Annotated in this window: 21 protein-coding genes; 8 read left to right on the forward strand and 13 right to left on the reverse strand. The window is 71.1% G+C overall.

Features of this window, described 5'->3' with window-relative positions; all coding sequences use genetic code 11:
• The coding region (locus tag M8J73_RS23515) for a serine/threonine-protein kinase (RefSeq protein ID WP_249829043.1) at nt 1-1,109 on the reverse strand (1,109 nt) is incomplete at its 3' end.
• Nucleotides 1,110-1,485: 376 nt separating this feature from the next.
• Here M8J73_RS23515 and M8J73_RS23520 point away from each other — a divergent pair.
• Nucleotides 1,486-2,646, forward strand: coding sequence for a serine hydrolase domain-containing protein (locus tag M8J73_RS23520; protein WP_372504000.1), 1,161 nt, complete (start codon nt 1,486-1,488; stop codon nt 2,644-2,646).
• Nucleotides 2,647-2,682: 36 nt separating this feature from the next.
• Here the strand turns inward: M8J73_RS23520 and M8J73_RS23525 are convergent, their stop codons facing one another.
• Nucleotides 2,683-4,389, reverse strand: coding sequence for a glycerol-3-phosphate dehydrogenase/oxidase (locus tag M8J73_RS23525; RefSeq protein WP_079055013.1), 1,707 nt, complete (start codon nt 4,387-4,389; stop codon nt 2,683-2,685).
• Nucleotides 4,390-4,669: 280 nt separating this feature from the next.
• Here M8J73_RS23525 and M8J73_RS23530 point away from each other — a divergent pair, with 280 nt between their 5' ends.
• A complete protein-coding gene (locus M8J73_RS23530) occupies nt 4,670-5,878 on the forward strand; it encodes a nucleotide sugar dehydrogenase (RefSeq protein WP_055540440.1) in 1,209 nt (402 codons plus the stop codon).
• A 661-nt stretch (nt 5,879-6,539) separates the two neighbouring features.
• On the opposite strand, the gene M8J73_RS23535 is transcribed toward M8J73_RS23530, so the two are convergent.
• From M8J73_RS23535 to M8J73_RS23550, 4 genes are all read right to left on the reverse strand, one after another.
• Nucleotides 6,540-7,664 carry a GuaB3 family IMP dehydrogenase-related protein gene (locus M8J73_RS23535; RefSeq protein WP_055522669.1) on the reverse strand — a complete coding sequence of 375 codons (1,125 nt, stop codon included), beginning with the start codon at nt 7,662-7,664 and terminating at the stop codon, nt 6,540-6,542.
• Between the two features lie 118 nt (nt 7,665-7,782).
• Nucleotides 7,783-9,288 (reverse strand): IMP dehydrogenase, encoded by a 1,506-nt coding sequence (gene guaB / locus M8J73_RS23540; RefSeq protein ID WP_055540439.1) that lies wholly within the window; start codon nt 9,286-9,288, stop codon nt 7,783-7,785.
• Nucleotides 9,289-9,520: 232 nt separating this feature from the next.
• Nucleotides 9,521-10,096: a sigma-70 family RNA polymerase sigma factor gene (locus M8J73_RS23545; RefSeq protein WP_055540438.1), complete on the reverse strand. Its 576-nt coding sequence runs from the start codon at nt 10,094-10,096 to the stop codon at nt 9,521-9,523.
• Between the two features lie 257 nt (nt 10,097-10,353).
• Nucleotides 10,354-10,965 carry a response regulator transcription factor gene (locus M8J73_RS23550; protein ID WP_003948568.1) on the reverse strand — a complete coding sequence of 204 codons (612 nt, stop codon included), beginning with the start codon at nt 10,963-10,965 and terminating at the stop codon, nt 10,354-10,356.
• Nucleotides 10,966-11,356: 391 nt separating this feature from the next.
• Here M8J73_RS23550 and M8J73_RS23555 point away from each other — a divergent pair, with 391 nt between their 5' ends.
• Complete coding sequence (locus tag M8J73_RS23555; protein ID WP_055540437.1) at nt 11,357-11,686, forward strand: WhiB family transcriptional regulator; 330 nt, start codon at nt 11,357-11,359, stop codon at nt 11,684-11,686.
• Nucleotides 11,687-11,892: 206 nt separating this feature from the next.
• Here the strand turns inward: M8J73_RS23555 and M8J73_RS23560 are convergent, their stop codons facing one another.
• A complete protein-coding gene (locus M8J73_RS23560) occupies nt 11,893-12,789 on the reverse strand; it encodes a LysR family transcriptional regulator (RefSeq protein ID WP_249829022.1) in 897 nt (298 codons plus the stop codon).
• 80 nt (nt 12,790-12,869) lie between these two features.
• Between M8J73_RS23560 and M8J73_RS23565 the strand changes: the two genes are divergently transcribed.
• The 4 genes from M8J73_RS23565 (at nt 12,870) to M8J73_RS23580 (ending at nt 15,495) form a co-directional block, all read left to right on the forward strand.
• Entirely contained in the window at nt 12,870-13,562 is a 693-nt protein-coding gene (locus M8J73_RS23565) for an MOSC domain-containing protein (RefSeq protein WP_055538678.1), read from the forward strand.
• 27 nt (nt 13,563-13,589) lie between these two features.
• On the forward strand, nt 13,590-13,913 hold the full coding sequence (locus M8J73_RS23570; protein WP_055538677.1) for a multicopper oxidase domain-containing protein: 324 nt from the start codon (nt 13,590-13,592) through the stop codon (nt 13,911-13,913).
• Nucleotides 13,910-14,683: an SDR family NAD(P)-dependent oxidoreductase gene (locus M8J73_RS23575; protein ID WP_055538676.1), complete on the forward strand. Its 774-nt coding sequence runs from the start codon at nt 13,910-13,912 to the stop codon at nt 14,681-14,683. The genes M8J73_RS23570 and M8J73_RS23575 overlap by 4 nt, the downstream gene beginning before the upstream one ends.
• Nucleotides 14,684-14,787: 104 nt before the next feature.
• Nucleotides 14,788-15,495 carry an ester cyclase gene (locus M8J73_RS23580; protein WP_055538675.1) on the forward strand — a complete coding sequence of 236 codons (708 nt, stop codon included), beginning with the start codon at nt 14,788-14,790 and terminating at the stop codon, nt 15,493-15,495.
• Between the two features lie 181 nt (nt 15,496-15,676).
• Here M8J73_RS23580 and groL read toward each other — a convergent pair whose 3' ends face one another.
• The 3 genes from groL to M8J73_RS23595 all read right to left on the reverse strand — a co-directional run bounded on the left by groL (nt 15,677) and on the right by M8J73_RS23595 (nt 19,150).
• Nucleotides 15,677-17,305, reverse strand: coding sequence for a chaperonin GroEL (groL, locus tag M8J73_RS23585; protein ID WP_055538674.1), 1,629 nt, complete (start codon nt 17,303-17,305; stop codon nt 15,677-15,679).
• A gap of 157 nt (nt 17,306-17,462) precedes the next feature.
• On the reverse strand, nt 17,463-17,774 hold the full coding sequence (gene groES, locus M8J73_RS23590) for a co-chaperone GroES (protein WP_055516095.1): 312 nt from the start codon (nt 17,772-17,774) through the stop codon (nt 17,463-17,465).
• Between the two features lie 239 nt (nt 17,775-18,013).
• Nucleotides 18,014-19,150, reverse strand: a complete 1,137-nt coding sequence (locus tag M8J73_RS23595) for a polysaccharide deacetylase family protein (RefSeq protein WP_372504001.1) — start codon at nt 19,148-19,150, stop codon at nt 18,014-18,016.
• A 177-nt stretch (nt 19,151-19,327) separates the two neighbouring features.
• Between M8J73_RS23595 and M8J73_RS23600 the strand changes: the two genes are divergently transcribed.
• A complete protein-coding gene (locus M8J73_RS23600) occupies nt 19,328-20,530 on the forward strand; it encodes a class I SAM-dependent methyltransferase (RefSeq protein WP_055543186.1) in 1,203 nt (400 codons plus the stop codon).
• Between the two features lie 326 nt (nt 20,531-20,856).
• Here M8J73_RS23600 and M8J73_RS23605 read toward each other — a convergent pair whose 3' ends face one another.
• From M8J73_RS23605 to M8J73_RS23615, 3 genes are all read right to left on the reverse strand, one after another.
• The gene (locus M8J73_RS23605) at nt 20,857-22,242 is read right to left on the reverse strand and encodes an RNA polymerase sigma factor (RefSeq protein ID WP_372504002.1); all 1,386 of its coding nucleotides are present in this window, start codon (nt 22,240-22,242) and stop codon (nt 20,857-20,859) included.
• Between the two features lie 54 nt (nt 22,243-22,296).
• Nucleotides 22,297-22,653, reverse strand: coding sequence for a YciI family protein (locus M8J73_RS23610; RefSeq protein ID WP_055539056.1), 357 nt, complete (start codon nt 22,651-22,653; stop codon nt 22,297-22,299).
• A gap of 205 nt (nt 22,654-22,858) precedes the next feature.
• Nucleotides 22,859-23,917, reverse strand: a complete 1,059-nt coding sequence (locus M8J73_RS23615; RefSeq protein ID WP_283946942.1) for an LCP family protein — start codon at nt 23,915-23,917, stop codon at nt 22,859-22,861.
• Nucleotides 23,918-23,960 lie beyond the last annotated feature (43 nt).

The following is a 23,960-nucleotide window of genomic DNA, read 5'->3' on the forward strand; positions in this document are numbered from 1 at the left end:
TTCCCGGTGGTGCCCCGGGCGGCCGCGCCGGACGCGCTGCCGGACGTGCTCGGCGCGGCGGACGCGGCAGCGGCCGACCCCGTCGCGGGCGCGCCCTTGCGCATGGACCAGCGAGGCGCGCGAGGCCGCTCCCCGGCCTCGTCGCCCCGCTTGGTCCCGAGCGCGCCGAACCCGCCCTTCTTGGGCCGCTCCTGAGGCACCACCGGCAGCGGCACGAGCTGTGTCGCGTCCAGCGGCGCGGCGTCCTTCGGGTCGGGCGCGTGGATGACCGTGTTGAGCATCGCCCGCGCGCCCGCGTCGTCGAGGCGCCGCTCGGGGTCCTTGGTGAGCAGCCCGAAGATGACGTCCTTCAGGGGCCCGCCGCGCTTCGGCTCCGGGACCGGCTCGGTCATCACCGCGGTCAGCGTCGCTATGGCCGACCCCTTGTCGTACGGCGGCACGCCCTCGACCGCCGCGTACAGCAGACCGCCGAGCGACCACAGGTCCGCCGCGGGGCCGGGCTTGTGCCCGCGCGCCCGCTCCGGCGAGATGTACGAGGGGGCGCCCACGAGCATGCCGGTCGAGGTGATGGACGGGTCGCCCTCGACCTGCGCGATACCGAAGTCGGTGAGGACGACCCGGCCGTCGTGCTTGTCGATCAGCACGTTCGACGGCTTCACGTCCCGGTGCAGGATGCCCTCGCGGTGCGCGGCGCGCAGCACGTCGAGGATCGCGAGCCCCACCTCGGCGGCGCGCCGCGGTTCGAGCACCCCGTCCTCACGGATGACCTCGGCGAGCGACTTGCCCTCGACGAGTTCCATCACGATCCACGGCCGGTCGTCCTCGTGGACGACGTCGAACACCGTCACCGCGCCGTTGTTGCGGATCCGTGCGATCGCCTTGGCCTCGCGCAGTGTGCGCGTGATCAGCCGCCGCTTCTCGTCCGCGTCGATGCTCGACGGGAACCTCAGCTCCTTGACGGCGACCGTACGGCCCAGCGTCTCGTCCTTGGCACGCCACACCGTGCCCATGCCGCCCCGACCGAGCACCCCTCCCAGCCGGTACCGCCCGGCGAGGAGACGTGCGTCCTTGTCCTGACGGGATTCCCCAGCCCGCTCCGCCTCCGACATGCGTCCCCTCATGCAACCCGCCCTGACAGAGCCTCCATTGTCACCCACCCGCCAAGCGCCCCTCGCCCAGGGTGCCCCTCAACCAGCCACCGCATCTCCCAAGACCCTCACTCCGCCCACCCACACTTCACAGCCGGGTCGGGCATAGTCGGCCCGTCGGCCCGGTTCACGCACCCCGTCCGGCGTGCGGGAAAGCGCTTCTGAGGCGTCGGACAGGGTTCCCGGGCACGCCCTCGGGAGGCGGGTCGGGACGGCACGGCGGGGACGACGAAAACCGGCCAGCGCAGGCGTGGCACGTCGGGCCGCCCCGGAGTCGGCCCCCGCCCCGGCGCCGCCCGGAGCCGTCCCGCATGATGTGCCGCGACAGGAAGAACCGATGCCACCGACCAGGACGCCCATGACACTCAGGAAGCCCATGGCGCACCTGGCCGTCCCCGTGGCCCTGTTCCTCCTGGCCGTGACCCCGACGGCCTCCCGGGCGCAGGTCGTTGCGGGCACGGACGCCGCCCTCCCCCTCCTGGTCACCCGGGGCCACGCCCCCGCCGCCGCCCTCCTCGCCGACGACCCGTCCGGCACCCGTTACGCCCACGCCGAAGCGGAGGCCCAGGACGAGGACGAGGGCGCGGCCGAAGTCGGCCGAGAAGGCACGCCCGAGCAGAGGCCCGAGCCGCTCCGCCGCGCCGACCGCTTCCGGGCGGGCAGCATCACCAAGACGTTCATCGCCACCGTCGTGCTCCAGCTGGCCGCGGAACACCGGCTGTCGCTGTCGGACTCGGTGGAGGACCACCTTCCGGGCCTGGTCCGAGGCGAGGGCGCGGCCCGGGCCGACGACGGCCGCCGCATCACGTTGCGCGCACTGCTCACGCACACCAGCGGCCTCGCCGACTTCACGGCGGTCACCGGGGGAACCACCCCCGTGACCCCGCGTCAGGCCGTACGCCTCGCGCTCGCCCTCCCCCCGGCCGTCCCCGGCCGCTTCTTCTACTCGAACACCAACTACGTGCTGCTGGGCCTGGTCATCGAGCGGGTCACCGGCAACTCCTACGCCACCGAGGCCGAGCGCCGCGTCATCGCGCCCCTCCGTCTGACGGGGACGTCCTTCCCGGGTGCCCGCTCCTCGCTGCCGGAGCCGCACGGCCGCGCCTACTCCGCCGACGGCTCCGACGTCACCGACCTCGACCCGCGCGCCGCGGGGGCGGCGGGCGAACTCGTCACCACGCTGCCCGACGTGAACCGCTTCTACGGGGCGCTGCTCGGCGGCCGACTCCTGCCTCCCCGTCAGCTCCGCGAGATGCTCGACACCGGGACGGCGCACGGCGCGTACGGCATGGGCCTCTACCCCGTGAGGCTGCGGTGCGGCACGACGGTGTGGGGGCACAACGGCAGGATCTCCGGCAGCTACGTACGCACCGCGGCGACCGTCGACGGCCGTCACGTCCTCACCTACCGCGTGAACACGGACGCGCCCGAGGACCCGGACCTGGAACCGGCGCTGCTCACCGTTGAGTTCTGCCCCCGCATCCTCAAAAGGCCTTAGGTCGCCACAGCGGCACGCTGCTACAGGGGCACATTGCTACAGCGGCACGATGTCCGGTGCGCCCAGCCGTGCCGCGTCGGCCGTCAGGTCGTCCGGCTGGCGCTGCGACTCCCGCTCGGCCTCCACCCTCTTCTCGTAGTGCTGGACCTCCCTCTCGATCTGGTCCTTGTCCCAGCCGAGCACCGGCGCCATCAGCTCCGCCGCCTCGCGCGCACTGCGCGTCCCCCGGTCGAAGGTCTCGATGGAGATCCGGGTGCGCCGGGTGAGCACGTCGTCGAGGTGGCGCGCGCCCTCGTGGGAGGCCGCATAGACGACCTCGGCCCGCAGGTAGTCGTCGGCGGCCTGGAGCGGCTCGGCCAGGGAGGGGTCGTCGGCGATGAGGTCGAGGAGTTCCTCGGTCGCGGACCCGTACCGGTTCAACAGGTGCTCCACGCGCACCACATGGAGCCCGGTGCCGGCCGCGATCCGCGCCCGCGCGTTCCACAGCGCCCGGTATCCCTCGGCCCCCAGCAGCGGCACGTCCTCGGTGACGCACTCGGCGACCCGCTGGTCGAGCCCGTGCACGGCGGCGTCCACCGCGTCCTTCGCCATCACCCGGTACGTCGTGTACTTGCCGCCGGCCACGACCACCAGCCCCGGTGCGGAGTGGGCGACGGTGTGTTCGCGCGAGAGCTTGCTGGTCGCCTCCGACTCGCCGGCGAGGAGCGGTCGCAGCCCGGCGTACACGCCCTGCACGTCGTCACGGGTGAGCGGCACCGCGAGGACGGAGTTCACCTGCTCCAGCAGGTAGTCGATGTCCGCGCTGGACGCGGCCGGATGGGCCTTGTCCAGGTCCCAGTCGGTGTCGGTGGTACCCACGATCCAGTGCCGGCCCCAGGGGATGACGAACAGCACGGACTTCTCGGTCCGCAGGATGAGCCCGGTCGTGGAGTGGATCCGGTCCTTGGGTACGACCAGATGGATGCCCTTGGACGCCCGCACATGGAACTGGCCGCGTTCCCCGACCATCGCCTGGGTGTCGTCGGTCCACACCCCGGTGGCGTTCACGATCTGCTTGGCGCGGATCTCGTACTCCCCGCCCCCTTCGACGTCCCGCACCTTGGCGCCGACGACCCGCTCGCCCTCGCGCAGGAACCCCGTCACGCGCGCGCGGTTGGCGACCTTCGCGCCGTAGGAGGCGGCCGTGCGCACCAGGGTGGCCACGTAGCGGGCGTCGTCCATCTGGGCGTCGTAGTACTGGAGGGCTCCGACCAGCGCGTCCTTCTTGAGGCAGGGCGCGATGCGCAGGGCGCGGCGGCGGCTGAGATGACGGTGCAGGGGCAGGCCCCGGCCGTGGCTGCGGGCCATCGACATCCCGTCGTACAGGGCGACGCCGGATCCCGCGTAGAACCGCTCCCAGCCCTTGTGCTGCAAGGGGTAGAGGAACGGCACGGGCTTCACCAGATGGGGTGCGAGGCGCTCCAGGAGGAGCCCGCGCTCCTTCAGGGCCTCCCTGACGAGGGCGAAGTCGAGCATCTCCAGATAGCGCAGGCCGCCGTGGATGAGCTTGCTCGACCTGCTCGACGTGCCCGACGCCCAGTCACGCGCCTCGACGAGGCCCGTGGACAGGCCGCGTGTCACGGCGTCCAGGGCCGTACCCGCACCGACCACGCCACCACCCACGACCAACACGTCCAGCTCGCGCTCGGCCATACCCGCCAGTGACTCGGCGCGCTGCGCCGGTCCCAGTGCCGCTGTCCTCACCGCTGCCTCCCGCTGTTTGTCGCGCCGGTCCCACCTGTCGATGCCCGTCAAGCAAGACCCTGCTCACATCCCCCTGCCCAGAATTCTGACCGTGTTGCCTGACATCGGCCACCACCCGCCCCCAGCCTGTGGACAACCCTCCGGGACGCGCGACGACATACCCCAACCAATCCAGCACATCGGTCATATTTACTCCTAGTCTGACATTGCGCTCGCTCATCCAGTCCACAGGGCTTGCGCGTCTGTCCCGCTTCGGTTATTGGGAAGGACGGCTCACGCCATGCCCGCAGATCTCGCCGTCATCGGACTCGGCCAGCTCGGCCTGCCGCTGGCCCAGGCCGCCGTCGCCGCCGGCATCCCCACGCTCGGTTACCGCACCGGCCCCGAACGCGGCTCCCTCACCCCCGCCGAACTGCGCCGCATGCTCGCCAGCGGCTTCAGGCCCGGCACCAGCCCCGCGGAACTCGGCCGGGTCCGTACGGCGGTCATCTGTGTCCCCGTGCCCATGGGCGCCGACGGAGCGCCGGACCTCACCCAGGTGGAGGAGGCCGCCCGGGTCCTGGCCGCCCGTCTGCGCCCGCACACCACGGTCATCCTGGAGTCACCGGTCCACCCGGGCACCACCGAGGAGTTCCTGCGTCCGCTCCTCGAAGAGGGATCGGGTCTGCGCGCGGGCCGCGACTTCCACCTCGCCTATTCGCCCGCCCGTGTCGACCCGGGCAACCGCGACTTCGGTCCCGCGAACATCCCCAAGGTGATCGGCGGCGTCACCCCGGCCTGCACGGAGTCGGCGGCCGCCTTCTACGGCCGGCTCACCGACAAGGTGGTACGCGCGCGTGGACCGCGCGAGGCCGAGACGGTGCAGTTGCTGGAGACCAACTACCGGCACGTCAACATCGCCCTCGTCAACGAGATGGCCGTCCTCTGCCACGATCTCGGCGTCGACCTGTGGGACGTCATCCGCTGCGCCGAGACCAAGCCGTTCGGCTTCCAGGCGTTCCGCCCGGGACCCGGCGTGGGCGGCCACGCCCTCGCGCAGGACCTGTCGGGCCAGGCCCCCCACTCACTGCGCATGGTCGAACTGGCCCAGCGGGTCAACCACCGCATGCCCCAGTACATCGTCCAGCGCGCCGCCACCCTCCTCAACGAGCACGGCAAGTCGGCCCGCGGAGCCCGCGTCCTCCTCCTCGGCGTCACGTACAAGCCCGATATCGCCGACCAACAGGGCACCCCTGCGGAGGAGATCGCCCGCCGGCTCCTCCAACTCGGCGCGCACGTCAGCTACCACGACCCGTACGTCCCCGCGTGGAGCGTCCTCGACCGCCCGGTCCCTCGTGCCGACTGCCTCTACGAGGCCACCGCCGACGCCGACCTGACGATCCTCCTCCAGCACCACCGCACCTACGACCTCCAGGGCCTGTCGGTGAAGGCCCAGCTCCTCCTGGACACCCGCGGAGCCACTCCGACGGGGGCGGCGCACAGGTTGTGAACGGGGCGCACGCCGCCGCCCGAACACTCCGGGGCCGGTGGCAGAGGTGCCCCCACGCCGGTACCGTACAGACCCAGGTGGAGCCCACCGCAGCGGCTACTGCGACAGGCTCCTGGATGGTTCACGGAGTGTCCGCCCCCAGTCTTCGTGGGGGCGGCCGCTCACCGCCTCACAAAAAGGTGGAGCCCACCGCAGTGGCTGCTGCGGCAGGCTCCTGGATGGTTCACGGAGTGTCCGCCCCTACTCTTCTTGGGGGCGGCCGCTCACCATCCGTAAAGCCGCAAGACCCACCTCCTCCGGCACTGCACCATCCGAAGACGGAGTCGGTCCCAGCGGGTGGGCTTGCGGTGACGTCCCATGGGCGCCCCCTTCCACGACACCGCCCAGTAGCCCGGTGGACGGTTCGTCGGAATCGGGCCGGGCCCCGAGGGCGGGGTCCGGACCATGTCCTTGGAAGGGGGCCCCAGAAGAACTGGGGCGCCGATCACGAACGCTATCGGCCCACTTCGCCCGTTCGGCCCACATTCGCCCCGAACGCAACCGCGCGCCCCGCCCGCAACTCACGCCCCCACCAGTCCCTTTGGGCACACGAAAAGGGGCCCGGTCGCCCCCGTGGGTGACCGGGCCCCTCTCTCCGCTCAAATCGAGCGCGGTGTCATGTTCACCGCTTGTGCTGCGAGTCGGCGATCGTCACCTCGACGCGCTGGAACTCCTTCAGCTCGCTGTACCCGGTGGTGGCCATGGCCCTGCGCAGTGCGCCAAAGAGGTTCATCGAGCCGTCGGGCGTGTGCGAGGGTCCGGTCAGGACCTCCTCGATCGTGCCGACGGTGCCGAGGTCGACCTTCTTGCCGCGCGGCAGCTCCTCGTTCACCGCCTCCATGCCCCAGTGGTGCCCCTTGCCGGGCGCGTCCGTGGCGCGGGCCAGCGGGGAGCCCATCATCACCGCGTCGGCGCCGCAGGCGATCGCCTTGGGGAGGTCGCCGGACCAGCCGACACCGCCGTCGGCGATGACGTGCACATACCGGCCGCCGGACTCGTCCATGTAGTCGCGGCGGGCCGCGGCCACGTCGGCCACCGCCGTCGCCATCGGGACCTGGATGCCCAGCACGTTCCGCGTGGTGTGGGCGGCGCCGCCGCCGAAGCCGACGAGGACGCCGGCCGCGCCGGTCCGCATCAGGTGCAGGGCCGCCGTGTACGTGGCGCAGCCGCCGACGATCACCGGGACGTCCAGCTCGTAGATGAACTGCTTCAGGTTCAGCGGCTCGTGCGAGCCCGAGACATGCTCCGCCGACACGGTCGTACCGCGGATGACGAAGATGTCGACGCCCGCGTCCACGACGGCCTTGGAGAACTGGGCCGTGCGCTGCGGGGAGAGCGCCGCCGCGGTGACCACACCGGAGTCGCGCACCTCCTTGATGCGCTGCCCGATCAGCTCCTCCTTGATGGGAGCCGCGTAGATCTCCTGGAGGCGGCGCGTCGCGGCCTCGTCGGGCATGCCGGTGATCTCGTCGAGCAGCGGCTGCGGGTCCTCGTACCGCGTCCACAGACCTTCGAGGTTCAGTACGCCGAGGCCACCCATCTCGCCGATACGGATCGCGGTGGCCGGGGAGACGACCGAGTCCATGGGGGCGGCCAGGAAGGGCAGCTCGAAGCGGTAGGCGTCGATCTGCCAGGCGATCGAGACCTCCTTCGGGTCGCGCGTACGACGGCTGGGGACGACGGCGATGTCGTCGAAGGCGTACGCCCGGCGGCCGCGCTTGCCGCGCCCGATCTCGATCTCAGTCACGTGTGTGGCCTTTCCCTGAAGCGTTCAGCGTCTTCCAGTATCGCCGACATGCACGACGAAGGCGGCCCCGGATGCACCGGGACCGCCCTCACCAGGTCCGTTGCCCACCTACGGCTGTCTACTTACGGCTGTAGTTCGGCGCCTCGACGGTCATCTGGATGTCGTGCGGGTGGCTCTCCTTCAGACCCGCGGAGGTGATCCGGACGAAGCGCCCGTTGGCCTGGAGGTCCGGGACCGTCCGGCCGCCGACGTAGAACATCGACTGGCGCAGGCCGCCGACCAGCTGGTGGACGACCGAGGAGAGCGGGCCGCGGTAGGGCACCTGGCCCTCGATGCCCTCGGGGACGAGCTGCTCGTCGGAGGCGACACCCTCCTGGAAGTAGCGGTCCTTGGAGAACGACTTGCGGTCGCCGCGGGACTGCATGGCGCCGAGCGACCCCATGCCGCGGTACGACTTGAACTGCTTGCCGTTGATGAACATCAGCTCGCCCGGCGACTCCTCGCAGCCCGCGAGCAGCGAGCCGAGCATCACCGTGTCGGCGCCCGCGACCAGGGCCTTGGCGATGTCGCCGGAGTACTGCAGGCCACCGTCGCCGATGACCGGGATGCCGGCCTCCTTGGCGGCGAGGGACGCCTCGTAGATCGCGGTGACCTGCGGGACGCCGATGCCGGCGACGACGCGGGTCGTGCAGATGGAGCCGGGGCCGACGCCTACCTTGATGCCGTCCACGCCGGAGTCGATGAGGGCCTGGGCGCCGTCCTTGGTGGCGATGTTGCCGCCGATGACGTCGACGCCGGTCGAGTTCGACTTGATCTTGGCGACCATGTCGCCGACCAGGCGGGAGTGGCCGTGCGCGGTGTCGACGACGATGAAGTCGACGCCTGCCTCGATGAGGGCCTGGGCGCGCTCGAAGGCGTCACCGGCCACACCGACGGCCGCGCCGACGAGGAGGCGGCCCTCGCCGTCCTTGGCGGCGTTCGGGTACTTCTCGGCCTTCACGAAGTCCTTGACCGTGATGAGGCCCTTGAGGATGCCGGAGTCGTCGACCAGCGGCAGCTTCTCGATCTTGTGCTTGCGCAGCAGCTCCATGGCCTCGACGCCGGAGATGCCGACCTTGCCGGTGACCAGCGGCATCGGCGTCATGACCTCGCGGACCTGGCGCGAGCGGTCCGTCTCGAAGGCCATGTCGCGGTTGGTGACGATGCCCAGCAGCTTCTTGTTGCCGTCGGTCACCGGGACACCGCTGATGCGGAACTTGGCGCACAGCGCGTCGGCCTCGGCGAGCGTGGCGTCCGGGTGCACGGTGATCGGGTCGGCCACCATGCCGGACTCGGAGCGCTTCACCAGGTCGACCTGGTTGGCCTGGTCCTCGATGGACAGGTTGCGGTGCAGGACACCCACGCCGCCCTGGCGGGCCATGGCGATGGCCATGCGGGACTCGGTGACCTTGTCCATCGCGGCCGAGAGCAGCGGGATGTTCACCCGAACGTTCTTGGAGACGTACGAGGCGGTGTCGATCTCGTCGGGAGCCATGTCCGACGGGCCCGGCAGCAGCAGCACGTCGTCGTAGGTCAGCCCGAGCGTCGCGAATTTGTCGGGCACTCCGTCGACGTTGGCAGTCATGACACCTTCCCCAAATGGCCTTGATCGGTGCGGATGTCCATGCTAACGGGAAGCGCGGAGCACACATTCCACGGTACGAAGTCATCCCGGGCTTCGTATGTTCGTACGGACTTCATACGGAAAGGGCACCCCGCCTGTTCAGACGGGGTGCCTTCCGGGCTACGACACGAACGTCGGCCCTCCTGCTCGACCGACGTGGTTCCTATTGGTTCCTGCTGGTTCTTGCTGGTTCCTACTGTTCGGCGAGGGCCCTGAGCCTGCTCAGTGCCCGGTGCTGCGCCACCCGGACCGCGCCGGGCGACATGCCGAGCATCTGTCCCGTCTCCTCGGCCGTGAGCCCGACGGCGATCCGCAGCAGCAGCAGTTCCCGCTGGTTCTCGGGCAGGTTGGCCAGGAGTTTCTTGGCCCACTCGGCGTCGCTGCTGAGCAGGGCGCGCTCCTCCGGGCCGAGGGAGTCGTCGGGGCGCTCGGGCATCTCCTCCGAGGGCACGGCCGTCGACCCGGGGTGACGCATCGCGGCGCGCTGAAGGTCGGCGACCTTGTGGCCGGCGATGGCGAAGACGAAGGCTTCGAACGGCCGTCCGGTGTCCTTGTAGCGCGGCAGCGCGAGGAGGACGGCGACGCAGACCTCCTGCGCCAGGTCCTCCACGAAGTGCCGCGCGTCACCGGGCAGCCGGGACAGACGGGTGCGGCAATAGCGCAGGGCCAGGGGGTGGACATGGGCGAGCAGATCGTGGGTCGCCTGCTCGTCCCCGTCGACGGCGCGATGCACGAGCGCACCGATCACTGTCGTCTCGTCGTCGCGCATCGGTCCATGGTGCCTTGCGGCCGTCCGGTCCGTGGCGCCACGTCCATGGTTGTGCACCGAAGCGTTATGAGTAGGCGCGCCGGAACTCATCTCCTGCGCCCTCCCCTCCCGCTCGTTCGACTGCTCCCCGAGGAACTCCACACCTCAAGGATGCGGCATCCGCGGCGAAACGAGCAGCGGGCATCCGGTGGACCGCTCGGCCACCCCCGCCCACCTGGTGGTGAGCGGGGATTCTCCTACCCCCGTCACGGCTCAACTCAGCGGACCAGACCCCAGCGGAAGCCGAGCGCAACGGCGTGCGCGCGGTCCGAGGCACCGAGCTTCTTGAACAGCCGCCGCGCGTGGGTCTTCACGGTGTCCTCGGAGAGGAACAGTTCGCGCCCGATCTCCGCGTTCGAGCGGCCGTGGCTCATGCCTTCCAGCACCTGGATCTCCCGCGCGGTGAGCGTCGGCGCGGCGCCCATCTCGGCGGACCGCAGCCGGCGCGGGGCAAGCCGCCAGGTGGGGTCGGCGAGCGCCTGCGTCACGGTGGCGCGCAGTTCCGCGCGGGAGGCGTCCTTGTGCAGATAGCCACGGGCACCGGCGGCGACGGCGAGCGCCACGCCGTCCAGGTCCTCGGCGACGGTGAGCATGATGATGCGCGCACCGGGGTCGGCGGACAGCAGCCGCCGAACGGTCTCGACGCCGCCCAGACCGGGCATGCGTACGTCCATCAGAATCAGGTCCGAGCGGTCGGCCCCCCAGCGGCGGAGGACTTCCTCGCCGTTGGCCGCCGTGGTCACGCGCTCGACGCCGGGCACGGTCGCCACCGCACGGCGCAGCGCCTCTCGGGCAAGCGGGGAGTCGTCGCAGACGAGGACGGATGTCATGGCCGTCCTCCGCAGCTGATGCGCGTCACCTTGAGCCTCCAGGCTGGTACGAAATCGTCACCTGTGCGGTCGATACTCACGAGCGGACACGAACGCCTGCCCGAGCGCTTGTTCCTTCAACCGCCTCCGACCTCTCAACGATGGTCACTCGAAAGAGTTACGGGATGGCTGGCCACCTTCGGCACTCTACGTGAGGGCACGGACACGGTGCAGACATGCGCAACAGACCCTCAACGTTTCATCACAACCTATGCCCCATTCAGCCGTTTTTGTTCCTATTTGCTGGCGTCTGGAGCTAGATTCGCAATGAGTCATATTTTCATCTCCTTAGATAGTCCATGTACGGTCATGGGCACCATCTCCTCTCAGAACGGCAACAAGGGGACACGTAATGGCAGATTTCTCCCGCCTTCCCGGACCGAACGCTGATCTGTGGGACTGGCAGCTCCTCGCGGCCTGCCGAGGGGTGGACAGCTCGCTGTTCTTCCACCCCGAGGGAGAGCGCGGCGCGGCGCGGAGCGCTCGTGAGAACTCGGCCAAGGAGGTCTGCATGCGCTGCCCGGTACGCGCCCAGTGCGCGGCCCACGCCCTCGCGGTCCGTGAGCCGTACGGCGTGTGGGGCGGGCTGACCGAGGACGAGCGCGAGGAGCTCATGGGGCGCGCCCGGCACCGCCTGGTGTCGGCGTCCACACCCGTCGGCGATGCCGGTTCGAACAACTGAAGGAACGTTTCACCAGGCGCCGCCCTGCGGACGCCCACGACAGCGCGTACGACCGCTCCACGACCGGGCGGTCGCTCGGGGGGAGACTCCAGCTCCGGAGAGGCCCGGCCCCAGCCCGGCACCAGCACCAGCACCAGCACCAACTCTGGCTTCAGCCGGCTCGAGCCTGGTCGGCCGGGAGCGACCAAGGCGGCCGGAAGCCGCGGCTAGCGGGTCGCCGCCTTCGTCAGTTGGTCCAGGGTCGCGGCGACCGTGGGGACCTGGGCCAGGTCCGGGAGGGTGAGCGCCACGATCTCGCGGTGCACCACCGGCTCCACCGTGATCATCCGTACTCCCTTGGGCCGCACGGACTCGATGGCCAGTTCCGGCAGGACCGCGACGCCGAGGCCCGCGCCCACCAGGCCGACCACCGCCGGGTAGTCGTCGGTGGCGAAGTCGATACGCGGGGTGAAGCCCGCACTCTCGCAGACCCGCACCAGCTGGCCCCGACAACGGGGGCAGCCGGCGATCCAGGGTTCCCCGGCGAGTTCCCCGATGCCGATGGACCGCGTGCTGGCCAGCCGGTGCCCCTGCGGGACGAGGCCGACGAGACGGTCGGTGAGCAGGGGGCGTACGACCAGGTCCTCCCACTCCTCGGCGTTCGCCGCGCCCTCGTAGCGGAAGGCGAGCGCGATGTCGCAGTCGCCCTCGCGGAGCAGTTCGACGGAGCGGGGCGGTTCGGCCTCCTCCAGGGAGACCCGGGTGCCGGGGTGGGCGGCGCGGAGCGCGGCGAGGGCGGTGGGGACGAGCGTGGAGCTGCCGCTGGGGAAGGAGACCAGCCGGACCCGGCCGGCGCGCAGACCCGCGATCGCGGCGACCTCCTCCTCTGCCGCCGTGAGACCGGCGAGGATTCCGGCGGCGTGCCGCACGAGCGCCTCGCCCGCCTGGGTCAGCCGCATCTCGCGGCCGCCGCGGACCAGCAGGGGCGTGCCGACGGACGATTCGAGCGCCTTCATCTGCTGGCTCACGGCGGGCTGGGTGCAGCCGAGTTCTCGGCCGGCCGCCGAGAAGGAGCCGGTGGCGGCGACGGCGCGCAGGACGCGGAGATGACGGGCCTCGATCACGGGTCGAGCATAAGGGTGGCTTGGAAGGGACGGCGAATATTGCGTCGACGCTTTGACCGGTGCTCGCCTAGCGTGCCGGTATGAAGCTTTTGTCACTGAACCTCGGGCAGGCCGCCGCGGTCGACGTTCCCGAGGAGTCGAAGAGCGTGACAGGGATCGACAAGCGGCCGGTGGCCGGGCCGGTGCGGGTGGCCGCGCCCGGGCCGAAGGGGGTGGGCGGCAGCGGGCTGGCCGGGGACGCGGTGTGCAACAGACGGCATCACGGCGGGAACGACCAGGCGGTCTACGCGTTCGCCCGCGAGGACCTCGACGCGTGGGAGCGGGAGCTCGGCCGCGACCTGCCCAACGGGTCCTTCGGGGAGAACCTGACGACCGAGGGCCTCGACATCTCCGGAGCGCTCATCGGGGAGCGTTGGCGGATCGGCGCGGAGGTCGTGCTGGAGGTCACCGCCGGTCGCGTCCCCTGTCTGACTTTCCAGCGGCACCTCGGGGAGCGCGGCTGGGTCAAGCGTTTCGCGGGGAAGGCCGAGCCGGGGGCGTATCTGCGGGTGGTGCGGCCGGGCGAGATCCGGGCGGGCGACCCGATCGAGATCGTCCACCGCCCGGACCATGACGTCACCGTCGCCCTCACCTTCCGCGCCACGATGAACGAGCGGGCGCTGCTGCCGCGTCTGCTGGCCGCGGGCGAGGCACTCCACCCGGAGATCCTGGAGTCGGCCCGGACGTACGCGGCCCAACTGGACGGAAACACCGACTCCGCAACTCGAGGATGACGCCGGACATCTGAGACACCGTGACCCGTGAAGGCCTTGCGCCGCACGGCTCTCAGGGGGCACGTCGAGGAGACGGTCACCCGGAGGACGACGGAGGTGTGGACGGTCCGCGACGGCAACGGGATGCCGCACAACTTCCATGTGCACGACGTGCAGTTCCGGGTGCTGGAGGTCGACGGGGAGAAACCACCGTCCGCGCTTCGAGGGGTTGGAGAGGGGACGGCGGGCCCGCATACCGGCGCCGCACCCGACGCACGCGCGGCACGCCCACGGGCGGGGATGATCGGGGAGGGTTCCCGCCGCCGTGGGCAGCGGATCAGCGCAGTCCGGGTCACTACCCTTGCGCCATGACAACGGCTCTGATTACGGGATCGACCGCGGGCATCGGCGCAGCCTTCGCGCGGCGGCTGGCGGCGGACGGGCACAACCTGGTGCTGGTGGCGCGGGACACGAAGCGGCTGCGGGAGCAGGCCACGGAGTTGCACGACCGGCATGGCATCGAGGCGGAGGTCCTGACGGCGGATCTGGCGACGGACGACGGCATCGAGGCGGTGGCGAAGCGGCTGTCCGACCGTAAGAACCCGGTCGACCTGCTGGTCAACAACGCGGGGTTCGGCAACAAGGGCCGCTATCTCGACGTCGCGATGGCCGACGAGTTGAAGATGCTCAAGGTGCACTGCGAGGCGGTGCTCCGGCTGACCTCGGCGGCGACCGAGGCCATGCGGGAGCGCGGCCGGGGCGGTGTCGTGAATGTGGCGTCGGTGGCGGCGTTCGTGCCGCGGGGGACGTACGGCGCGTCGAAGGCGTGGGTGGTGCAGTTCACCCAGGGCGCGGCGCGGGACCTGGCCGGCAGCGGTGTCCGTCTGATGGCGCTGTGCCCGGGCTTCGTCCGTACGGAGTTCCACGAGCGGGCGGGCATGGGCACGGACAACATCCCGGGCTGGATGTGGCTCGACGCGGACAAGCTGGTCACGGCGGCCCTGGCCGACCTGTCCCGCGGCAGGACGGTCTCGATCCCCGACCCGCGCTACAAGGCCCTGATGGGTGTGGTGAAGGTGATGCCGCGGGGGCTGCTGGGTGGGGTCAGCTCGAAGACGGGACGGAAGTACGGCCCCCAGTAGCGGGGCGGGCCGGGGCGGCCTCGCGGCGCAGCGGGTGAGAGGGAGGCGGCGCGGGGTGAGAATGGAGCTGTCCGACCGGACCCAGGGGGGCCGGAGGTGGTCTTGTGACGTTTGTGCAGCTCATCGACTGTAGGACAAGCCGGTTCGACGAGATGGACCGGCTGATGGACAGGTGGGTCGAGCAGACCAAGGGAAAGCGGACGGCGACGCACAACATGATCGGGAAGGACCGGTCCGACGAGGCGCACTTCGTCGAGATCGTGGAGTTCCCGTCGTACGAGGAGGCCATGCGGAACTCCCAGCTGCCGGAGACGGACCGGATCTTCAACGAGATGGTGGCGCTCTGCGACGAGATGCCGACCTTCACGGATCTGGACGTGGTGCGGGACGAGCAGCTGAACGCGGACACCGTGCGGATGTTCTTCGAGACGCTGGGGACGCGCGGCGAGCTGCCGCCGATGAACGATCTGCTGGTGGAGGACTATCACGACCACGATCCGGCCAACCCGCAGGACGTGATCGGCATGGACGCGGCCCGGCGTGAGTTCGCGATGTGGCGGGCGGGCTTCGACTTCTCGTTCATCATCGAGGACCAGATGGCCCAGGGTGACCGGGTGTGCACGCGATGGACGTGGAACGCCACGCACAAGGGCGAGTTCCTCGGTATCGCGCCCACCGGGAGGAAGGTCTCCATGACCGGGACGACCATCCACCGCTGCTCGCCGGACGGGAAGCTCGCCGAGGGGTGGTGGCAGTACGACCGGCTCGCGCTGATGGCGCAGCTGGGGGCCCTGGAAGCGCTGGAGCGCTGAGCGAGCGGTAGGCGAGCGCTGGGCAGGGCGGCGGCCGGGGTTTTCCGAGGGCCGCGGTAGGGCGCACGTGCACCGTGCACGGGAGAAGCCCCCGTTCCGGCGGGCGGAACGGGGGCTTCTCTCAGGCTTCCGGGCGGTGTCCGGCCTCAAGGGGCGACGTCGCCTCGGAGGGCGGCTTGCCTCAGTGGGCGTGGCCGTGACCGTGGCCGTGGCCCGCGTCGGCCGGCTCCTCTTCCTTCTTCTCGACGACCAGGGTCTCGGTCGTGAGGAGGAGGGAGGCGATGGAGGCGGCGTTCTCCAGGGCGGAGCGGGTGACCTTGACCGGGTCGATGACGCCGGCCTTGACCAGGTCGCCGTACTCGCCGGTGGCGGCGTTGTAACCGCTGCCCTTCTCCAGTTCGGCGACCTTGGAGACGATGACGTAGCCCTCCAGGCCGGCGTTCTCGGCGATCCAGCGCAGCGGCTCGACGGCGGCCTTGCGGACGACGGAGACACCGGTGGCCTCGTCGCCGTCCTTGCCGAGGTTGCCCTCGAGGACCTTCACGGCGTGGACGAGCGCGGAGCCACCACCGGAGACGATGCCCTCCTCGACCGCGGCGCGGGTCGCGGAGATGGCGTCCTCCAGACGGTGCTTCTTCTCCTTCAGCTCCACCTCGGTGGCGGCGCCGACCTTGATCACGCACACGCCGCCGGCCAGCTTCGCGAGGCGCTCCTGGAGCTTCTCGCGGTCCCAGTCGGAGTCGGTGTTCTCGATCTCGGCCTTGATCTGGGCGACGCGGCCCTGGACGTCCTCGGAGTTGCCGGCGCCGTCGACGATCGTGGTGTCGTCCTTGGTGACGGTGACGCGGCGGGCGGAGCCGAGCACGTCGATGCCGACCTGGTCGAGCTTGAGGCCGACCTCCTCGGAGATGACGGTGGCGCCGGTGAGGACGGCCATGTCCTGCAGCATCGCCTTGCGGCGGTCACCGAAGCCGGGGGCCTTGACGGCGACGGCGTTGAACGTGCCGCGGATCTTGTTGACCACGAGGGTGGAGAGGGCCTCGCCCTCGACGTCCTCGGCGATGATCAGCAGCGGCTTCGAGGCGTTGGTCTGGATGATCTTCTCCAGCAGGGGCAGCAGGTCGGCGATGGCGCCGATCTTGCCCTGGTGGATGAGGATGTAGGGCTCGTCGAGGACGGCCTCCATGCGCTCCTGGTCCGTGACGAAGTACGGCGACAGGTAGCCCTTGTCGAAGGCCATGCCCTCGGTGAAGTCCAGCTCCAGACCGAAGGTGTTGGACTCCTCGACGGTGATGACACCGTCCTTGCCGACCTTGTCCATCGCCTCGGCGATGAGCTCGCCGACCTGCTGGTCCTGGGCGGACAGCGCGGCGACGGCGGCGATGTCGGACTTCTCGTCGATCGGGCGGGCCGAGGCGAGCAGGTCCTCGGAGACCGCGGCGACGGCGGCGTCGATGCCCTTCTTCAGGGCGGCCGGGGAGGCGCCCGCGGCGACGTTCTTCAGGCCCTCGCGCACCAGCGCCTGGGCGAGCACGGTGGCGGTGGTGGTGCCGTCACCAGCGATGTCGTTGGTCTTGGTCGCCACCTCCTTCACCAGCTGCGCGCCGAGGTTCTCGTACGGGTCCTCGATCTCGACCTCGCGGGCGATGGTCACACCGTCGTTGGTGATGGTGGGGGCGCCGAACTTCTTGTCGATGACGACGTTGCGGCCCTTGGGGCCGATCGTCACCTTCACCGTGTCGGCAAGCTTGTTGACGCCGCGCTCGAGGGCGCGACGGGCGTCCTCGTCGAACTTCAGGATCTTCGCCATGGCAGCGGGAGCCCTCTCGGAAATCTCGGGTGAATGCAGGCTGCGCCCCGGGCGCCCGGGTTTTTAGTGGTCGCGGGGGCCAGGGGCGCAGCTCAAAGCAATGTGTTTCGCGAAGTGACGCGCCGCTGTGGGCGGCGGCTGCCTCGCGAGAGGTGAACTACTTCTTGTCGATGATCGCGAGGACGTCGCGAGCCGACAGGACGAGGTACTCCTCGCCGTTGTACTTCACCTCGGTGCCGCCGTACTTGCTGTACAGCACGATGTCGCCGGTCTGGACGTCGAGCGGCAGGCGCTCGCCGTTCTCGAAGCGGCCCGGGCCCACGGCCAGGACGACGCCCTCCTGGGGCTTCTCCTTGGCGGTGTCCGGGATGACCAGGCCAGAGGCGGTGGTCTGCTCGGCGTCGAGCGGCTGGACCACGATGCGGTCCTCGAGCGGCTTGATGGCAACCTTGGAGCTGGTGGTCGTCACGATCCGACCTCCCCCTTCGGAGATCTCACGGGGTTAACTGTCTGAGGTGGCGACCAGGTGGATCCGTCGTCGCGGGTGCCGGACCTGCCCGTCGCTTAGTTGGCACTCTCCAGGGGGGAGTGCCAGACCTGAGACTATGACCGTGGTTAGCACTCGGTCAAGCGGACTGCTAATTGCGGCCGCGTGGCGTGGTGCGGGACCCCGGGTTGCCGCGAGGTTCCGCCCCGCGGAGGCGGCCCTCAGAGGTAATCCTCCAAACGACCCACCGTCAGGCCTTGTTCCTGGATGCGGCGCAGGAGATCGGTCGTCATGCGGGTGAGCGCGGCGCCGTCCGGCCGGCCCGGCCCCTGGCCCCGGACATGGACACGGACATCGACGTGGACGTGGACGATGTCGCCGGGCCGGAGCCGGTCGCCGGGGGCGGCGGTCGCGGAGCCAGTGGCGGTGTCAACGGTGGCGGTCGCGGTGCCAGCGGGGCGGAAGCCGTCGGCGCTCATGGACACGCGCCACAGGACGACGGCGGCGATGCCGCAGTCGGCGGCGGCGCGGAGCGTGGTGGTGTCGTAGACGCCGTACGGCGGGCGGAACAGGGTGGGGCGGACACCGAAGCGCTGCTTCAGCTTGTCCTGCTGGCCGCAGATCTCGGCCCGCTGCCCGGCGTACGGCAGGCCGCGCAGGGCGGTGTGGTCGAGGGTGTGGTTCTGCACGGTGGCGCCGACCTCGCGGAGCCGGGCGAGACGGCCGTAGCCCGGCCCGACGACGCTGTCCGTGAGGAACATGCTGACCGGCAGCCGCAACTCCCGCACCATCCACACGAATCCCGGGTCCTTCTCCGCCCCGTCGTCGAACGTCAGGAACACGACGTTGTCGCGCGTCGCGACGCGATCGACGACAGGGGCCAGACCGGGGCGCACGGCTCGGGGCACGGGTGGCCGGTCGGGCTTCTCGGGAGCGGGGACGAGCGGCCTGACGAGCCCCCAACGACGGTACGCGGGCGGACGGGCGGGGGCGTGGGGCGAGTCGGTGTGACGACGGGGCGGGTCGGTGCGGTGATCGGACAGATCGGCGCGGTGCCCTGGCGCGTCGCCATGGTGACCGGACGGGCCATCCCGGTGACCTGGCGCGCCAGCGCGGGGCCCTGGCTGGTCGGCGCGGGGCCCTGGCTGGTCGGCGCGCTGACCCGGCGACGGGGCCGCGCGACCATGGGCCGGGGCCGCCGTCTGCCGCCCTCTCTCCATGGATCGTCGCGTCGCGGGGGCGCCGTCCTCCGAGGTGCTTCCGCCAGTGCCGCCGACCCCGGCACCCCCGGCGGCACCCCCGGCGCACCCGGACACGACGATCGCCACGATCACCACGGCGAGCGTCAGCGCAGACATGGCACATGTGCGCCGGAGGCCGCCGGCCGGTCTCCGACAACTCGTCCGCTTCACCCTCGTTTCATCATTTTGTCGCACGAGCCGCATGGCGCCGCATCCTCGCAGGGCACGTCCAGCGCCCCGGCCCGACACCGCCGCCACCGGCGCGCCGTCCACCGAGTGGCCCACAATGGCCCGGTGAACGACCTCTCCCCCGACTCCTTCCTCGCGCCTCTGCTGACCCCCGAGGGCCGTGCCCTCCTCGACGAGGTGCGCGGTGTGGAGCCGGCACGGGAGCTGGCCGTGGCGACCCGGCTGCGCCGCACGCACCCGGCGGAACTCGTCTCGGCGGCCATCGCCCAGGCGCGGCTGCGGCAGCGGGCCGTGGCGAAGTTCGGGGCCGAGGACGCGGCGCGGATGTTCTTCACGCCGAACGGGGTCGAGCAGTCGACGCGGACGAGCGTGGCGACGTACCGCGCGGAGTGCTTCCAGGCGCTCGGCGTGCGGTCGGTCGCCGATCTGTGCTGCGGGATCGGCGGGGACGCGATCGCGTTCGCGCGGGCCGGCATCCGCGTCCTGGCCGTCGACCGCGACCCGCTGACCGCGGCGGCGGCCCGTGCCAACGCGGACGCGCTCGGGCTCGCCGATCTGATCGAGGTGTGCGAGGCGGATGTGACGGAGGTGGACACGGCCGGGTACGACGCCGTGTTCGTGGACCCGGCCCGGCGTTCCTCCAAGCGCGGCCGGATCTTCGATCCGGAGGCCTACTCACCGCCCCTGTCGTGGGCCGTGTCGGCCGCGCTGAAGGCACCGCTCGGCGCGCTCAAGATCGCACCGGGCATCCCGCACGAGGCGATTCCGCCCGAGGCCGAGGCCGAGTGGATCTCGGACGGCGGGGACGTGAAGGAGGCCGTGCTGTGGTTCCGCGCGAGCGGGACGCCGGGGGCGCGGCGGGCGGTGCTGCTCCCCTCGGAGTCGGCGATCCACGCCGCCCCCGACACGATGCTGCCCGACCCGCCGGTCCGGCCGGTCGGGCGGTACCTGTACGAGCCGGACGGCGCCGTCATCCGCGCCCATCTGGTCGCCGAGGTCGCCGACGATCTGGAGGGCGGGCTGATCGACCCGACGATCGCGTACATCACCGCCGACGAGCACCACGTCACCCCGTACGCGACCGCGTATGAGATCACCGACGTGCTGCCCTTCAACGTGAAGAAGCTCAAGGCGCTGCTGCGGGAGCGCGGGATCGGCATCCTGACGGTGAAGAAGCGCGGGTCGGCCGTCGAGCCGGAGGAACTGCGCCGCAAGGCCCTGCCGAAGCCGCACGGCACCGCCTCGACGACGGTCTTCCTGACACGGGTGGCAGGCGCGCCGACGATGCTGCTCGGCCGCCCGGCCTGAGCCGACCGGGTCGGAGCGACGCCCGCGCGGCGCAGGGCCGAGGACGACCCTCTTCGACGCGCCGCCCGCAGGGGTGGCCGGCCGGGTTGACCGGCAGGGCCAGGCACACGCGCCGAGCCCTCTGCGGGGGCCGATCCGGTCTAAGGGGGGCGCCCCGGTCTACGGGGGCGCCGGTCTACGGGGGCGCCGGTCTACAGGGGCGCCGACCGGTCTGCGGGGGGCCGATCCGGCCCAGGGCTCACGCGCCGGGCCGCGTCAAAGGCGGCCGGCTCTCCGGCCTCCTGCGCCCTCACCCGCCTTCTCCGCCCTCCCCGCCTCCTTCGCCCTCACCCGCCCTCTCCACCCTTCCCAACCCCCGGCTCCGCCCGCTCCCCCGGCTCCCCCATCTCCGCCCCCTCCCCCGCCGCCCGCTCCCCCACCCGCTCCGCCCGTGCCAGCAGCAGCCGGCGTTCTCGTTCGTTGCGGGCGAGGGTGGCCGCTCGTGCGAACTCCTCTCGGGCCTCGTCCGGGCGGTCCAGGCGGGCGAGGAGGTCGCCTCGTACGCTCGGCAGCAGGTGGTAGTCGCTCAGGGCCGGTTCCGAGGCCAGGCGGTCGACGATCTCCAGGGCGGCGGCCGGGCCCTCGGCCATCGAGACGGCGACCGCGCGGTTCAACTCGACCACCGGCGAAGGGGAACGGGCGGCCAGCAGGGCGTACAGGGTCGCGATGCGCGGCCAGTCGGTCTCCTCGTAGGTGTACGCCTGGGCGTGGCACGCCGCGATCGCGGCCTGGAGCGCGTACGGGCCGGGGCTGCCCTGGGCCGCGGAGGTGGCCCGGCCCAGCGCGGTGAAGCCGCGGGCGATGAGGAGGCGGTTCCAGCGGCGGCGGTCCTGGTCCTTGAGGAGCACCGGCTCACCGGTCGGGCCCGTGCGGGCGGCGGCCCGTGACTCCTGGAGTTCCAGCAGTGCCACCAGCCCGTGCACCTCGGGTTCCTTCGGCATCAGCTCCGCGAGGACGCGGGCGAGCCGCAGCGCGTCCTCGCACAGCGCGGGGCGCAGCAGGTCGTCGCCGGCGGTGGCCGCGTACCCCTCGTTGAAGATGAGGTAGATGACCTCCAGGACGGAGTCGAGGCGGGCCTCGCGGTCGGGGCCGTAGGGCACCTCGAAGGGGACGCCCTTCTTCGCGAGGGTCCGTTTGGCGCGGACGATGCGCTGGGCGACGGTGGCCTCCGCGGAGAGGAAGGCGCGCGCGATCTCCGTGGTGGTGAGGCCGCCGAGGAGGCGGAGGGTGAGAGCGATGCGGGCCTCGGCGGAGAGCACGGGATGGCAGGCCGTGAAGACGAGGCGCAGGAGGTCGTCGTCGATGTCGTCGGGGTCGGACGGCGTGTCCTGGTACTGCCCCGCCGGGTTCGCCGCCTCCAGGTCCCGGCCGACCTCCGCCAGCTTGCGCGCGTAGCGTTCCCGGCGGCGCACCAGGTCGATCGCCCGGTGCTTGGCGGCGGTCATGAGCCAGGCGCCCGGGTTGTCGGGGACGCCGTCGCGCGGCCACTGCTCCAGCGCGGCGACCAGCGCGTCCTGCGCCAGTTCCTCGGCGATCCCGACGTCCCGCACGATCCGGGCGACCCCGGCGATGACGCGGGGCGCCTCGATACGGAAGACCGTCTCGATGGCCTTCCGGGGGTCCGCCGGGGCACGCCCCGCACGGTCGGCGTCGGTGGTGGGCTGTGCTGTCACAACCCACCATCAGACACCCGCGGGGCGCCCCGGCCAAGCGGGTTCAAGGACCCCTCAGCCCTCCGCGATCTCCCGCACCTCGCAGGTCACCGTCCAGTGCTCCTCGTGAACCTTCAGGAACCGCGAGGCCCACTCGACGGCCTCGTCCATGTCCTTGCACTGCATGAGGGCGTAGCCGCCGACGACCTCCTTGGTCTCGGTGAACGGCCCGTCGGTGACGGACAGCTCGCCGCCCGCCCAGTGGACCCGCTTGCCCTGGGCGCTCGGCAGCAGTCCGGCGGTGTCGAGCATGACGCCGGCCTTGGTGATCTCCTCCAGCAGGTCGCCCATCCGCTGCATCAGCTCGGGGCTCGGGCCCTCGGCGGGGGCGGTGGACTCGTCGATCCGGACCATCGACAGATAGCGCGGCATGGTGGCTCCTTCGGTAGGGGAGGCGGGGTCTCTCCCCGCCTCTCACCCCTTGCGTCGAACGAGGAGACACCGGATCGACACGCGAGCCGAACTTCTTCGAAGAATTTTCGCGACGGGTCCTCCGCGCCGGTCACCTCACCTCAGTGACTTCACCTCAGTGACTTCACCTCAGTGACTTCACCTCAGTGACTTCACCTCAGTGACTTCACCTCAGCGACTCCCACAGTTCCTTCGCCTCCGGCTCGTCCGCCACGACGCGGTTGGGGTCGTAGGGGGCGGGGACGACCGGCATCATCACCGTCCTCGTCGCGTCGGACGACAGTCCCTTCAGGCTCTGGCCCAGTCGCACCAGATCGTCGAGGGAGTCGAGGCCGGTGTCGGTGGTGAGACTGCGGGTGACCGCGTCGGCGGCCCGGTACAGCTCGGCGGGGTCGGTCAGGAGGCTGGTGGCGGCGATCTGGTCGAGCAGGGCCTTCACGAGCTTCTGCTGGAGCCCGATGCGGCCGAGGTCGCTGCCGTCGCCGATGCCGTGGCGGGTGCGGGCAAGGGCCAGGGCCTGCTCTCCGTCGAGGTGATGGGTGCCCGCCGCCAGTTTCAGGTGGCTGTCCTCGTCGTCGATGTCCTCGTCCGTGGTGACGGTGACGCCGCCGAGCGCGTCGACCAGTTCGGCGAAGCCCGCGAAGTCGATCTCGATGTAGTGGTCCATGCGGACGTTCGTCAGGGACTCGACGGTCTTCACGGCGCAGACGGGGCCGCCGACCGCGTAGGCGCTGTTGAACATCGCGTTGTACGCGACCGCCGTCGAACCGCCCGACTCCCGCGGGCAGGACGGGCGGGTGACCAGGGTGTCGCGGGGGATGCTGACGACCGTCGCCGCGGTGCGGCCCTCGTCGATGTGGACGACCATCGCCGTGTCGGACCGGGCGCCCGAGGTCTCGCCGCCCCCGCCCAACTCGGCGTTCTCCTTGCCGCTGCGCGAGTCGGAGCCGAGGACCAGGATGTTCAGGGCGCCGCTCGGCAGCGGTTCGGCGGCGGTGGACGCCGAAGGGCTCGCGGTCGGCGGGGCCTTCGGCGGGCGGTCGTCGCCGAGCGCGGTGTTGATGTCGACGCTTCTGATGTTGTGGTTGAGCCGCCAGAACGCCCAGCCCGCCCCGCAGGCGCCGAGTACGAGGACGCCGGCGAGCGCGCCCCCGGCGATTTTCAGCCAACGCGGCCGTCTGCCCGCGCCCTCGTACTCCTCGTCTTCTTCACCCTTCACACACAAGAACGTACGTCCGAATTATTACGAGCACGCACTCCCGCGGCCG

The sequence above is a fragment of the Streptomyces neyagawaensis genome (assembly GCF_023516595.1).
Classification (GTDB): domain Bacteria; phylum Actinomycetota; class Actinomycetes; order Streptomycetales; family Streptomycetaceae; genus Streptomyces; species Streptomyces neyagawaensis.

Coding starts and splice junctions, on each gene's coding strand:
- M8J73_RS23520 (WP_372504000.1), top strand. CDS start 1,486: ATGCCACCGACCAGGACGCCCATGACACTCAGGAAGCCCATGGCGCAC.
- M8J73_RS23530 (WP_055540440.1), top strand. CDS start 4,670: ATGCCCGCAGATCTCGCCGTCATCGGACTCGGCCAGCTCGGCCTGCCG.
- guaB (WP_055540439.1), bottom strand. CDS start 9,288: ATGACTGCCAACGTCGACGGAGTGCCCGACAAATTCGCGACGCTCGGG.
- M8J73_RS23545 (WP_055540438.1), bottom strand. CDS start 10,096: ATGCGCGACGACGAGACGACAGTGATCGGTGCGCTCGTGCATCGCGCC.
- M8J73_RS23550 (WP_003948568.1), bottom strand. CDS start 10,965: ATGACATCCGTCCTCGTCTGCGACGACTCCCCGCTTGCCCGAGAGGCG.
- M8J73_RS23555 (WP_055540437.1), top strand. CDS start 11,357: ATGGCAGATTTCTCCCGCCTTCCCGGACCGAACGCTGATCTGTGGGAC.
- M8J73_RS23565 (WP_055538678.1), top strand. CDS start 12,870: ATGAAGCTTTTGTCACTGAACCTCGGGCAGGCCGCCGCGGTCGACGTT.
- M8J73_RS23575 (WP_055538676.1), top strand. CDS start 13,910: ATGACAACGGCTCTGATTACGGGATCGACCGCGGGCATCGGCGCAGCC.
- groL (WP_055538674.1), bottom strand. CDS start 17,305: ATGGCGAAGATCCTGAAGTTCGACGAGGACGCCCGTCGCGCCCTCGAG.
- M8J73_RS23595 (WP_372504001.1), bottom strand. CDS start 19,150: ATGTCTGCGCTGACGCTCGCCGTGGTGATCGTGGCGATCGTCGTGTCC.
- M8J73_RS23610 (WP_055539056.1), bottom strand. CDS start 22,653: ATGCCGCGCTATCTGTCGATGGTCCGGATCGACGAGTCCACCGCCCCC.